Genomic DNA, 12,830 nt, shown 5'->3' on the forward strand with positions numbered 1-12,830 from the left:
ACGTCGTTACCTTAGGTTCTTAATATAGGTCATGAGTGCGACAATCTGTCCGACGCGCGCGGCTGTATAAGCTAGTACGATGCAGTAACCTGCTGGTAACAACAACACTAAAGATACCAAAGGCTGTCGGCGCCAGGGGCATTAGCCCCGTTGTCTTGTGTGAGACGTTACCGGAGGTTCTATGGAACTCGATCCCATCTTATTGTCGCGAATACAATTCGCGTTCGTGGTGTCTTTCCACGCTATTTTCCCAGTATTCACTGTGGGTCTTGCCTCTTATATCGCCGTGCTGGAAGGCCTGGCCTTTAAAACAGGTAATCAATCGTGGGTTCGACTGTCGTCGTTCTGGACCAAAGTTTTTGCCGTGGTTTTCGGCATGGGCGTGGTATCCGGGATCGTTATGTCGTTCCAATTTGGTACAAACTGGAGCAATTTTTCCCAAGCAACTGCAAATTTTCTAGGGCCAATGTTGAGTTATGAGGTGATAACGGCGTTCTTCCTGGAAGCTGCGTTTTTGGGCGTTTTGTTGTTTGGCCGTAATAAAGTTCCGCCCGGTGTGCATCTGTTCGCGGCCATTATGGTGGCTACCGGAACCTTCATATCGACTTTTTGGATTTTATCGGCCAACAGCTGGATGCACACACCGGCAGGCACTGAACTTCGTGACGGCGTTTTCTACGTGACGTCCTGGAGCGAAGCGATTTTCAACCCGTCTTTCCCCTATCGCTTTGCCCACATGGTGCTGGCATCGTTCCTCACAGGTGGCTTTGTCGTGGCCGGCGTGAGCGCCTGGTATCTGCTCAAGGGCCGCGAAGTAGAGGCCAACCGGAAAGCGCTGTCTATGTGCCTGTGGCTGCTGTTGATCGTGGCGCCGACTCAGGCGGTGGTTGGTGATTTCCACGGTTTGAATACACTTGAACACCAGCCCATGAAAGTGGCCGCTATGGAAGGCCACTGGGAAACCGGTACCAACGTGCCGCTGTTGCTGTTCGCTATTCCAGATCAGGAAAACCAGACCAATCATTTTGAAATTGGTATCCCCAGTCTAGCCTCCCTCGTGCTTACCCATGATTGGAATGGCGAGATTTTGGGTTTGAACGAAGTCGCGGTCGAAGAGCAGCCACCGGTTGCGATCGTGTTCTGGTCTTTCCGCGTCATGGTGGCCCTTGGTTTGCTGATGATTCTGTTCGCGCTGACGGGTTTGTTCCTGCGCCGTGGCGATAAATTCTGGCGCACCAAATGGTTTTTGCAGGGTCTGCGTGTCATGAGCATTACGCCGTTTATTGCGGTATTGGCCGGTTGGTTTGTGACCGAAATCGGGCGCTCGCCCTGGCTGGTTTACGGCATGCTCGATTACTCAGCGGCCATTACACCGTCACTCACCGGCGGCATGGCTCTATTCACCCTGATTGGTTACGTGGTGGTGTATTCGATGGTGTTCTCCGCGGGTGTTTACTATTTGATGCGGGTTTTGTTTGAAGGTCTTGAGGCGGATTATGAAGAGCCTGAATCACAGACCGAACGGCCGAAGCGTCCCCTTTCTGCGGCGCACACTAAATTTGAAATTGGTAAAACCAATGGGCAACCAGCGAACCAGGGAGGGCACTGATCATGGAAATGATTGATCTGGCATTAGTATGGGCGTTCATTATTGGTTTCGGCGTGATCATGTATGTGATGATGGATGGCTTCGATCTGGGCGTGGGGATTCTGTTCCCCTTCGCGCCCTCAGAGCAGGATCGCGACACCATGATGAATTCGGTGGCGCCTGTTTGGGACGGTAACGAAACCTGGCTGGTGCTTGGCGGTGCCGGGCTGCTTGCCGCATTCCCTCTGGTTTACTCCATATTGCTGCCCGCTCTGTACATCGGGGTGTTCCTGATGCTGGCGGGGCTTATTTTTCGCGGCATTGCGTTCGAGTTCCGCTTTAAGGCGCGCACCTCGCGCTATTTGTGGAATTGGGCGTTCGCCGGTGGCTCTACCGTGGCAGCCTTTGCACAGGGGGTGGTGGTGGGTAGTTACATTCAAGGCTACGAAACCGCCAATCGGGTTTACGTCGGTGGCGCGCTGGATTGGTTAACTCCGTTTACCGTAATGACCGGCCTTGGCTTGATTGCCGGCTATGCGCTTTTGGGTTCCACTTGGCTGATCATGAAAACCGAAGGCCGGCTGCAAGAATGGGCATATAAGATCAGCTTGCCTCTTCTTGCGGCGGTTTTAGTTGTGTTCGGTATCATTGGTGTATGGACGCCGTTCGTGGATGACATGGTGCGTAACCGCTGGTTCGACAACCTGAGCATAATCTGGGTGCTGCCGGTTCTGACCTTACTGTTTGCGTTTCAGATTTTCCGTTCCGTGCGCAACCGGCTTGAAGGCATGCCGTTCGTGGCCACCATCGGACTGTTTATCACGACGTATTTGGGGCTGATTGTGAGCCGCTGGCCCTACGTGATACCGCCCAACTACACCCTGTGGGACGCAGCATCGGCGTACAATTCACAGCTGTTCCTGCTGATAGGTTTACTGGTTGTGATCCCCTTTGTGCTGGTGTACACCGCCTGGACCTACTGGGTATTCCGCGGCAAAGTGCGCGCCGGCGAGGGATACCACTAAGTGGCTGAGCCCGAAGCGCGAAACGCTAGCGCCTTGAATAACGGTGGTACCAGTGATTCGTCGCCGGCACCACCGGGTGCAGAGGTGAAACAATGGTTAAAAAGCTTGGCCAAGGCACACAGCAAAAGCGTTAACAGCACGGCGGTAGCTGGTTTGTTTGCAGGCTTTGCTACCATTGTACAGATGACCTTGTTAGCCACGATTATTCACCAAGGTTTGGTGGAAAAAGTCGCTTTAACCGCACTAACGCCCTATTTTCTGGGCCTGCTGGCCACGCTGGGCGTTCGGGCACTGGCTCAAGGCTGGCAAACCACGTTGGCGTCACGTTGCAGCAAACAAGTGCGCCAGCAGGTGCGTCAGCAACTTAACGATTGTTGGGAAGCTACCGGGCCGGTGAACCTGAACCAGTCTTCTGCTGGCACTCACAGCCGCGAATGGCTTGACCACGTTGATGCTCTGCACGGCTACTTCGCACGTTTTCTTCCGCAAATGCTGATTGCCACCCTGCTACCGCTGATGATTCTGGCGTTTGTATTCTGGCTAGACTGGCTAGCGGGACTATTTTTACTGTTGGCGGCACCACTGATTCCGTTGTTCATGGCATTGGTGGGTATGGGCGCTGAATCACTGAATCAACAGCACTTTCAAACCGTCAGCCGCCTGTCCGGCCAGTTTCTGGATAAGGTGCGCGGGCTGACCACTCTGCAACTGTTTCAGCAAACCGGCCCCGCTTCCGAGGTTCTGCAACAGCGCTCGGACCAATACCGGTTTATCACCATGAAAACCCTGCGGGTGGCGTTTTTGTCGTCAGCCGTGCTGGAGTTCTTTTCGTCTGTGGCCATCGCCGTTGTGGCCATGTATGTGGGCTTTGGCCTGTTGGGCTACATCGATTTTGGCCCGGCAGCGGATTTAACGCTGTTTTCCGGTTTGCTGGCATTGTTGCTGGCCCCGGAGTTCTTTCAACCCTTACGCACGCTGTCACAGCACTATCACGATCGTGCATCCGCCCTGGGTGCCGGCGCTGAAATTTTCAGCCGGCTTAACGCGTCAGAGCCGATTGGCCCGCGGGTTCACCCTGCTCCCTCGCAGGACAGCCCCGGGGTAATGGTTCAGGACGTCAGCGTTGGCTTTGGCTCTGGCTTTGGCAAAAACAAGCTGTTGTTTGACCGGGTGTCGTTCAGCGTCGGCCGCGGGCAAGCACTTGCGCTAACGGGGCCGTCCGGAGGTGGTAAAAGCACCTTACTGAATATGATAGCGGGATTTATCGCCCCACAAAGCGGTGCCATTACCATTTTTGACAAAGCCCCCGGCCAACAAGCGTTTGGCTGGTTAGGGCAAAAAGGCTTTTTGGTTGATGGCACCTGGGCCGACAACCTGCGCTTAACCGCACCGCAGGCCAGCGATAATGATATAGCTGCCGCGCTGGAACAGGTTGGCCTGGGCCCTTTGCTTGCTGAGCGCGCAGATGGCATTCACAGCAAAGTGATGGAAGACGGCCAGGGCCTGTCGGGTGGGCAGTCACGGCGCCTGAGCCTGGCGCGCATTCTGGTGGCAGATTACGACCTGATCCTGCTGGATGAGCCCACGGCTGCACTGGATGCCGAAAGCGAACAGCACATCGTGCAAACCCTGTCCAAATTGAAGCAGCAAGGAAAAACCCTGGTGTTTTCCAGCCATCACACGGCATTGCTCACACTGGCTGATCGGGTACTGCAGGTGGTGAATGGCCGGTTACAGGCCGCGCCTGAAGGAGGTCACTATGATTAATGCCCTGCGCCCTTGGTTGCGGCTGATTTTTCACCGTCGTAACCGCTTGCTGATCGGTGCTTTTCTGATTCTACTTACGCTGCTTGCGGGTATCGCTCTGTTGGCGCTGTCTGGGTGGTTCATTACCAAAACAGCCCTGGTTGGCCTGTTGATCGCCATGGGTGTTCAGGCCACGATCGAGCTGTATCTGCCCGGCTCGGCCATTCGCCTGTTTGCGGTTTCGCGTACGGTATTCCGCTACCTGGAACGAATTTACAATCACGAAACCGTGCTAAGACTGTTGGCCGACATTCGGGTAACCCTGTTTAAACACCTGGCCCTTGTGCCCCGCAGCCAGCGCTCGCCAATGACCGGCGCACAATGGCTGTCACGCTTGCTCACCGATGTGGACGCGTTGGATACTCTTTACCTGCGCCTACTTGCCCCGACGGCCCTGGCGGCGCTGGTAAGTGTTGGGGTTATTATCTTGGCCGCGGCGGTGTTTAGTGTGCAAACCGGCGTTTTGGTCGCTGCGTGCCTGGGCCTTTCCTTTGTGGTGGCAACGGGCGCTGTCTACATGGGCACCCATAGCCTGGCTCAGACTCAAAGTGAGCGCCAGGACACGCTACGAAGCCAGCTGGTTCAGCACATTGAAGGTTACGCAGAGCTTACCGCCGCTGGCCGTGCCCGTAACCACAGCGCTTTGCTGATGCAGCAGGCCGAGCAGTTAACCAGCGAGCAATGCAGTATTGAGGCTCGGGCTGGCTGGCACCTTGCCGGCTCAAGCCTGTTGATAAACCTGGCAGTCGTGGTGGCTCTGTGGATGGGGTTTAGCCTGTACCAGCAGCAAATGCTGTCGGGCCCGGTGCTGGTTTTGCTGCCCATCGCTTTATTGGGATTAGGCGAGGTGTATGGCGTGTTGCCCGACGCGTTTTCCCGCCTTGGCGGCACTGTGGCAGCTGCCCGGCGCTTGAACCGCGATACCGCAGAAAGCGCCGAGCACGGCGATGTCACCTTGGCGAAGACGACTGGCCTGGCAACGCCTGAGAACGGCGATTTTGCGGTCGCGGTTGATGATCTGCAGCTGCGCCACGGCGACAGTCAGCCTTTGCTGGCCCGCCCTCTCAGCATCAAGCTCAAGCCCGGGGAGTGGCTAGGCTTTACCGGCCGATCAGGCAGCGGAAAATCGTCCCTGGCAGACGCTCTGAGCGGGCTGATAAACCCATCAGGCGGCAGCGTTAACAGCCTTCCTGTTGCTTACCTGACTCAGCAAACCTATCTGTTTGACGACACCTTGAGCATGAACCTGAAAATGGCCAACCCGGAGGCCAGCGATGCCGATCTATGGCAAGTGCTGGACCTGGTCGAGATGGGGGACCGCTTTGGCGGCGAGCCGGCCCAGCTGGATACCTGGCTGGGCAGTGGCGGCAATTTTCTGTCTGGCGGCGAAGCCCGGCGCATCGCGCTGGCGCGAGTGCTGCTAAGCCCTGCGACCGTGTTCGTGCTAGACGAGCCATTCACCGGTGTCGACAAAGCCCTGCGCGACCGCATATGCTGCCGCTTGGAGCAACGTTTGGCGGGCCGTACGGTGATCAGCCTGGCTCACAGTGTGGATGCACTGGCAGGTGGCACCGCTACGATTGCGCTTTAATATAAATATAAAAATTTCGGGGTCTGCTATGTCTTCGCAAATAATACTTCCACGCATTCTACAGGTTGGCGCCGGTGCCAGCGACGAATTACCCAATGTACTTGCCAGCCTTAATTGCAGCCGGCCGCTGATTATTACCGACAAGATGATGGTCGAACTGGGCTATGCAGACTCGCTCAAGGCGTGCCTGTTGCAACGTTCGATCAGTGCTGATGTGTTTAGTGATACCGTCCCGGAACCCACAGTGGGCTCTATTCAGGCCGGCGTTGAGCAGGTTCGCAACGGCGATTACGATTGCATCGTCGCCCTTGGCGGTGGCAGTCCGATTGACAGTGCCAAAGCGATTTCGATATTGGCCCGCTTCGGTGGGGTAATGAGCGATTACAAATTTCCGCGCATCGTCAATGAAAGCGGTATTCCGGTGATTGCGGTGCCAACCACCGCCGGTACAGGTTCGGAAGCCACCCGTTTTACCATCATCACGGATGAAACCAGTGATGAAAAAATGCTCTGTGTGGGCATTGGCTTTATGCCGGTTGCGGCGCTGGTGGACTACAACCTGACCCTCACCGTACCTGCCCGAACCACCGCCGATACCGGCATAGACGCCCTGACTCACGCGATGGAGGCTTACGTCAGTCAGAAAGCGAATCCGTACAGCGACTCCCAGGCGCTGGCCGCCATGCGTTTGCTGGGACCCAATCTGCGCACCAGCTATAAAGACGGATCCAACAAACCGGCCCGTGAGGCCATGATGCTGGGTTCAACCCTGGCGGGCATCGCATTTTCCGCTGCGTCGGTGGCGTTGGTGCATGGCATGAGCCGCCCTATCGGCGCTGCGTTTCATGTGCCGCACGGTTTGTCGAACGCGATGCTGTTGCCGGCCGTTACCGAGTTTTCCATCCCCTCAGCGCCAGAGCGCTACGCGGACTGCGCTCGGGCCATGGGCGTTGCTGACGAGGCCGACACCACCAACAGCGCCAATCAGAAACTGCTAAAAGAACTCTATGCGCTCAATGAAGAGCTTCAGGTACCAACCCCTGGCGGCTTTGGTATTGATCGCGCCAGATTCTTTGAGTTAATACCGACTATGACTCAACAGGCCCTGGCGTCAGGGTCCCCCGGTAACAATCCGCGAGTGCCAACGGCACAGCAGATCGCCGCGCTTTACGAGAAGCTCTGGTAAGCCAGCAACATGCCGTTGACTGGAGCCCCGCTTTAGCGGGTTTCCAGTACGTCAAAGCTCAAACCGGCACGGCTGGTCAAGCGCTCCAGCAACGGCTGGCCCAACAAGGATGCCGGGGTCCAGAAACCACCGTCCCGATTTTTCGGAATATCAAATGCCAGGCAGGTTGCCGCTTCGCCGAGCATGCGGCTGGTGGCACCGTAACCCGGGTCGCGATCGCCTTTAACCCGGGTAATGATCGTGCGCCCGTCAGCCGTTTTTCCCACAAATCGTATGTCAAAAAACCCAGCCTGCTGGGCGTCCGGGCTTGGGCCTTCTCCCGGCTGCGGCACGAATTTTTCAATAGCCCAGCGTGTTGGTTTCACCGCAGAACCCATAAAAAACCCTGCCAATGCTGCAGTGATACCGTAAGCAACCAACCGGCCCTTCACACCGCGGCCGGTCATAACAGCTTCGTCGTAAGTGAATTCCTGGCCGTAGCGGGCATTTTGCAGAGCATTGGAACGGTGAATGACACGGGTGTTGATGGCGCCCATCACAAACGGTGCCAGCCAGCTGTTTAGGGTTTTATCAAACCCGGGGCCTTTCAGCGAAGGCTGACGGGTTTTCGAACGGTGGCCAGTTGGGCTGATGGAGAACGGGTTCGCCATAGAGCGTCGCAGTTCGGGATCGGCGGCCATTTCCTTGGCGATGTTGATCATTGACGCGACTGTGCCGCCGGAGAGTGTTCCTTTGGCCGCTTTCAAGCGCATACGTACATCCAGGCACACGCTGCCAAAAGCGCTCTCTGCCTGTTGCTGAAGGAACCAGACACCCATATCTGAAGGTATAGAGTCGAAACCACAGCAATGAACGATGCGTGCGCCGGATTCTTTCGCCGCCGCTTCATAGCGCGACACCATTTTGCCAATCCATTGTACTTCGCCGGTAAGGTCACAGTAATCAGTGCCGGTTTCGACGCAGGCTTTAATCAGTGGTTCGCCGTAAAGCGCATAAGGGCCGACCGTAGAAATGATAACCCGGGTGCGCATGCACAGTGCCTGCAGCGCTGGCTCGTCGGTGGCATCGGCGACCAGTAACGGCAAATCGGCAGCGCCTGACCCCAGCTGGTTTCTGAGTGTTTCAAGCTTTGACTGGGAGCGGCCGGCTATGGCCCAGGAAACATCACCACCCACGCCATGGGTGTCGTACAAATACTGAGTCAGAATCTGACCGACAAAACTGGTGGCGCCGAACACCAACAGATCGTAAGGGGGCTGTTTGCTTGCACTCATCACTTTTCCTACCTGCGTTTTCAAACGTAACTTCATAAAAAAGGCACCAAATAAGGTGCCTTTTTCAATAAAACCAGAAACTTATTACGCTTTCTTAAGTTCTTCTTCAAGTTTCGGTATTGCTTCAAACAGATCCGCAACCAGGCCGTAGTCTGCTACCTGAAAGATAGGTGCTTCTTCGTCCTTGTTAATCGCAACGATCACTTTGGAGTCCGACATACCCGCCAGATGCTGAATAGCACCAGAGATACCAACGGCAATGTACAGCTGTGGCGCAACGATTTTTCCGGTTTGACCTACCTGCATATCGTTGGGCACGAAGCCGGCGTCAACAGCGGCTCGAGATGCACCGACAGCGGCACCCATCAAGTCGGCGATCTGCTCCAGCATTTTGAAGTTTTCGCCGTTCTGCATGCCACGGCCACCAGAGACGACAATCCCGGCGCTAGCAAGATCAGGGCGGTCCGATTTGGCTTTTTGCTCACTAACAAACGTGGACAAACCTGCATCTTTTACCACGTCCAGCTGTTCCACCGATGCCGAGCCACCTTCTGCTGCTACCGGGTCGAAGCCGGTTGGGCGCACGGTGATCACCTTAACACTATCGCTGGATTTTATAGTGGCGATGGCGTTACCCGCATAAATCGGGCGAACAAAGGTGTCTGGGGCTTCAACACGAATGATGTCAGAAATCTGAGCCACATCCAGCAATGCCGCTACGCGGGGCATGGTGTCTTTGCCCGTACTGCCGGCAGCTGCCAGGATGTGGGTGTAACCTTCGGCCAGCTCAACAATCAGCTGGCTAAGATTTTCACCCAAAAAGTGGCCATAAACCGCGTTATCAGCAACCATCACCTTATTCACGCCGTCAGCCTTTGCTGCAGCTTCCGCGATGGCAGCCACGTTTTCACCAGCAACCAACACATCGATGTTGCCACCGATGACCTTGGCGGCTGCGATAACACTCAGGGTCGCCTGCTTCAGGCTGCTGTTGTCATGTTCAGCAATTACAAGGATGCTCATCAGATCACCTTCGCTTCGTTCTTCAATTTGTTAACCAGCTCTGCCACGTCTGCAACTTTGATACCTGCCTGGCGTGAAGCCGGGGCTTCCACTTTGACAATCGTCAGGCGCGGAGTGACATCAACACCCAGATCAGCCGGGCTAATGGACTCTAGAGGCTTCTTCTTTGCTTTCATAATATTGGGCAAAGACGCATAGCGGGGCTCGTTCAGACGCAAGTCGGTGGTAACAACCGCAGGCAGCGTCAGTGAAACGGTCATCATGCCGCCGTCTACTTCGCGCGTTACGTTTACTTTGTCACCGTCGATCACAATTTCAGACGCGAACGTACCCTGGCTCATACCTGCCAGCGCGGCCAGCATCTGGCCCGTTTGGTTGTTGTCTGAGTCGATGGCCTGCTTGCCCAGAATAACCAGATTGGGTTGCTCTTTATCGGCCACAGCTTTCAACAGCTTGGCAACCTGCAAAGACTGAATCTCTGCGTCTGTCTCAATGTGGATGCCACGGTCTGCGCCCAATGCCAGAGCGGTGCGGATCTGCTCCTGACAGGCTTTGGGGCCAATAGAAACCACCACAATCTCGTTCACAACGCCCTTTTCTTTCAGCCGAACCGCTTCTTCAACAGCGATTTCGCAGAATGGGTTCATTGCCATTTTGACGTTAGCGAGATCAACGCCGGAGTTGTCCGGCTTTACACGCACTTTTACGTTGTAGTCAACTACTCGTTTTACAGCAACCAGAACCTTCATAGATTCCTCGTTCTTCTACGATGTGTTTAAAGACGTATCAGCAAATTCAATGGAAGTATTTGCTGCAGGAGTGCACCAATACTGCCGATAAAGCGAAAGCGGGTCAATACAAATGGCGCCGTTTAGGTCATGCCGGCACAGCCGTAGCGGCTTGAGAACAGGGAGGAAATCCCCACAAATCAATTAAAACAAACGTTTGTTTGGCGTACCAGGAAGACGCAAGAAGAGTTACTATAGATACAACGCTAGCTTAACTTTAGCAGCACGCAGTCGTCTGCAGGGTTTTTTACACGTATAATAGCGCACAGATTTTGAAGAGCCCGGTTCAGTCGTGACTGTCCAACATTTAAAAAATATGGTTGAGGAGACTAACGTGGAACGCGAATCGATGGAGTTTGATGTCCTGATCGTCGGTGGTGGTCCTGCTGGCCTTTCGGCAGCCTGTCGCCTGATGCAACTCGCCCAGGATGCAAGCCAGGAATTAACGGTTTGCGTAGTGGAAAAAGGCTCCGAAATCGGCGCCCACATCTTGGCCGGTACCGTTTTTGAGCCAACCGCTTTAAACGAGCTGTTTCCAAATTGGAAAGAGCTGGGCGCACCGTTGAATACTCCGGTCACCCGTGATGATATTTTCCTGCTGAAAGATCAGGAAAAGGCCACAAAGATACCCAATGCTTTTGTGCCAAAGAACATGCACAACCACGGCAACTACATTATCAGCCTGGGTAATTTCTGCCGCTGGCTGGGTGAGCGTGCCGAAGAGCTCGGTGTTGAGGTCTATCCCGGTTTCGCGGCTTCGGAAACAATTGTTGAAGACGGCCAGGTGAAAGGCATTATTACCGGTGATATGGGCGTCGCCCGTGATGGCAGCCATAAAGACAGTTACATGCCCGGAATGGAACTGCGCGCTAAATATACCTTGTTCACAGAAGGTAGCCGCGGCCATTTGGGCAAACGGTTGATCAACGAATTCAAACTAGACGCTGGCAAAGATCCCCAGCACTACGGTCTTGGCATTAAAGAGCTGTGGGACATAGATCCAGCCAAACACGAACCGGGCCTGGTCGTGCACACCACGGGCTGGCCGCTGAGCGAAAGTCACTCTACCGGTGGTTCTTTCCTGTATCACCTTGAGGGTGGCCAGGTGTATGTGGGCCTGATTACCGATTTGAACTACAGCAACCCGCACCTGAGCCCGTTTGATGAAATGCAGCGGATCAAACACCATCCAGAAATCAAAAAGCATCTGGAAGGCGGCAAGCGCGTGTCTTACGGCGCCCGGTCCATCACCAAGGGCGGCTTTAATTGCCTTCCGAAGATGAGTTTCCCAGGAGGCCTGCTGCTAGGCTGTAACGCCGGAACCCTGACCTTCTCCAAGATTAAGGGCTCTCACACGGCCATGAAATCTGGAATGATAGGCGCAGAAGCGGTATTTGAAGCGCTGAATGCAGGTAAAAGCGGCGAAGAGATCACCAGCTTTGAAGACCGTTTCAAAGATAGCTGGCTCTATAAAGAGCTCTACAAGGACCGTAACTTCGGCCCCAGTATTCACAAATTTGGCCCGATCATTGGCGGTGGCCTGGCGTATCTGGAGCAGAATATTCTGGGCCGCAGCCTGCCTTTCACGTTGCACGACACCGTGGCCGATCACAATACGATGAAACTGGCTGCTGACTGCAAGTCGATCAGCTATCCGAAACCGGACAATCGACTAACCTTCGACAAGTTGACGTCGGTGTTTATCTCTAACACCAACCATGAAGAAGATCAGCCGGTTCACTTGCAGCTGAAAGATCCAAGCATTCCGATAGAGCACAACTTGCCGAAGTACAACGAAGCGGCTCAGCGGTATTGCCCCGCTGGCGTGTATGAGGTGGTTGAAGCGGAAAATGGCAGCGGCAAACGCTTCCAGATTAACGCGCAGAACTGCGTGCACTGCAAAACCTGCGACATTAAAGACCCTTCCCAGAATATTACCTGGGTAACGCCAGAAGGCGGCGGCGGTCCAAACTACCCGAACATGTAATAGTATCAGGCAAAAAAAAGGCTCCCGAGGGAGCCTTTTTCACGCACAGTTCACAATGGATCAGTGAACGTGACCGTGTTCCTGTTCTTCGTCTGTTGCGTCGCGAACTTCAACAACTTCAACATCAAAGTGCAGGTTCTCGCCAGCCAGGGGATGGTTGGCATCAATAGTGACGGTTTCGTCACCTACTTCAATTACGCGTACCACCTGAGGGCCGTTCGGCGTCTCTGCCTGGAACTGCATACCCGGTTCGATGGACTCTACGCCTTCGAATGCGCTGAGAGGAACCGGCTGAACCAGCTCGTCGTTCTTTTCGCCATAGCCTTCAGCAGGAGCCACTGAAACTTTCATGGCGTCACCGACGGCTTTTTCATTCAGTGCGCTTTCCAGCCCACTGACGATGTTCTGCGCGCCTTCCAGGTAAGACAGCGGCTCCCGACCTTCTACGCGGGAGGAATCGAGTTCTTCTCCCTGATCATTGGTGAGAGTGTAATGGATGGATACAACGCGGGGTTGTGCCATGTGATCTCCTTGCGTGTCTTAAATGACTGTATTGAATTCG

Annotated in this window: 10 protein-coding genes; 6 read left to right on the forward strand and 4 right to left on the reverse strand. The window is 54.8% G+C overall.

Going from position 1 to position 12,830, the window contains the following annotated elements:
* The first annotated feature begins 181 nt into the window (after positions 1–181).
* The 5 genes from MELB17_RS18735 to MELB17_RS18755 are packed head-to-tail and all read left to right on the forward strand — an operon-like array spanning position 182 to position 7,196.
* A complete protein-coding gene (locus MELB17_RS18735) occupies positions 182–1,609 on the forward strand; it encodes a cytochrome ubiquinol oxidase subunit I (protein WP_007351906.1) in 1,428 nt (475 codons plus the stop codon).
* 2 nt (positions 1,610–1,611) lie between these two features.
* The gene (gene cydB / locus MELB17_RS18740; RefSeq protein WP_007351907.1) at positions 1,612–2,613 is read left to right on the forward strand and encodes a cytochrome d ubiquinol oxidase subunit II; all 1,002 of its coding nucleotides are present in this window, start codon (positions 1,612–1,614) and stop codon (positions 2,611–2,613) included.
* A complete protein-coding gene (gene cydD / locus MELB17_RS18745; protein WP_007351908.1) occupies positions 2,614–4,380 on the forward strand; it encodes a thiol reductant ABC exporter subunit CydD in 1,767 nt (588 codons plus the stop codon). It begins immediately after the preceding gene.
* A complete protein-coding gene (gene cydC, locus MELB17_RS18750; protein ID WP_007351909.1) occupies positions 4,373–6,010 on the forward strand; it encodes a thiol reductant ABC exporter subunit CydC in 1,638 nt (545 codons plus the stop codon). Before cydD ends, cydC begins: the two co-directional genes overlap by 8 nt.
* Before the next feature lie 28 nt (positions 6,011–6,038).
* Entirely contained in the window at positions 6,039–7,196 is a 1,158-nt protein-coding gene (locus tag MELB17_RS18755) for an iron-containing alcohol dehydrogenase (RefSeq protein ID WP_007351910.1), read from the forward strand.
* Between the two features lie 32 nt (positions 7,197–7,228).
* Here MELB17_RS18755 and MELB17_RS18760 read toward each other — a convergent pair whose 3' ends face one another.
* From MELB17_RS18760 to MELB17_RS18770, 3 genes are all read right to left on the reverse strand, one after another.
* Positions 7,229–8,470 carry a saccharopine dehydrogenase family protein gene (locus tag MELB17_RS18760; RefSeq protein WP_036185527.1) on the reverse strand — a complete coding sequence of 414 codons (1,242 nt, stop codon included), beginning with the start codon at positions 8,468–8,470 and terminating at the stop codon, positions 7,229–7,231.
* A gap of 84 nt (positions 8,471–8,554) precedes the next feature.
* The gene (locus MELB17_RS18765) at positions 8,555–9,493 is read right to left on the reverse strand and encodes an electron transfer flavoprotein subunit alpha/FixB family protein (protein WP_007351912.1); all 939 of its coding nucleotides are present in this window, start codon (positions 9,491–9,493) and stop codon (positions 8,555–8,557) included.
* Positions 9,493–10,242, reverse strand: coding sequence for an electron transfer flavoprotein subunit beta/FixA family protein (locus MELB17_RS18770; RefSeq protein ID WP_007351913.1), 750 nt, complete (start codon positions 10,240–10,242; stop codon positions 9,493–9,495). The genes MELB17_RS18765 and MELB17_RS18770 overlap by 1 nt, the downstream gene beginning before the upstream one ends.
* A gap of 373 nt (positions 10,243–10,615) precedes the next feature.
* Between MELB17_RS18770 and MELB17_RS18775 the strand changes: the two genes are divergently transcribed.
* Entirely contained in the window at positions 10,616–12,268 is a 1,653-nt protein-coding gene (locus MELB17_RS18775) for an electron transfer flavoprotein-ubiquinone oxidoreductase (protein ID WP_007351914.1), read from the forward strand.
* Positions 12,269–12,328: 60 nt separating this feature from the next.
* Here MELB17_RS18775 and MELB17_RS18780 read toward each other — a convergent pair whose 3' ends face one another.
* A complete protein-coding gene (locus MELB17_RS18780; protein WP_007351915.1) occupies positions 12,329–12,790 on the reverse strand; it encodes an FKBP-type peptidyl-prolyl cis-trans isomerase in 462 nt (153 codons plus the stop codon).
* Positions 12,791–12,830: the final 40 nt, after the last annotated feature.

The organism is Marinobacter sp. ELB17 (assembly GCF_000169375.1).
Classification (GTDB): Bacteria; Pseudomonadota; Gammaproteobacteria; order Pseudomonadales; family Oleiphilaceae; genus Marinobacter.

What these genes read in the sequence shown, in the direction of transcription:
- MELB17_RS18755 (WP_007351910.1), top strand. Translation starts at nt 6,039, where the DNA reads ATGTCTTCGCAAATAATACTTCCACGCATTCTACAGGTTGGCGCCGGT.
- MELB17_RS18765 (WP_007351912.1), bottom strand. Translation starts at nt 9,493, where the DNA reads ATGAGCATCCTTGTAATTGCTGAACATGACAACAGCAGCCTGAAGCAG.
- MELB17_RS18735 (WP_007351906.1), top strand. Translation starts at nt 182, where the DNA reads ATGGAACTCGATCCCATCTTATTGTCGCGAATACAATTCGCGTTCGTG.
- MELB17_RS18760 (WP_036185527.1), bottom strand. Translation starts at nt 8,470, where the DNA reads ATGAGTGCAAGCAAACAGCCCCCTTACGATCTGTTGGTGTTCGGCGCC.
- MELB17_RS18770 (WP_007351913.1), bottom strand. Translation starts at nt 10,242, where the DNA reads ATGAAGGTTCTGGTTGCTGTAAAACGAGTAGTTGACTACAACGTAAAA.
- cydB (WP_007351907.1), top strand. Translation starts at nt 1,612, where the DNA reads ATGGAAATGATTGATCTGGCATTAGTATGGGCGTTCATTATTGGTTTC.
- MELB17_RS18780 (WP_007351915.1), bottom strand. Translation starts at nt 12,790, where the DNA reads ATGGCACAACCCCGCGTTGTATCCATCCATTACACTCTCACCAATGAT.
- cydC (WP_007351909.1), top strand. Translation starts at nt 4,373, where the DNA reads ATGATTAATGCCCTGCGCCCTTGGTTGCGGCTGATTTTTCACCGTCGT.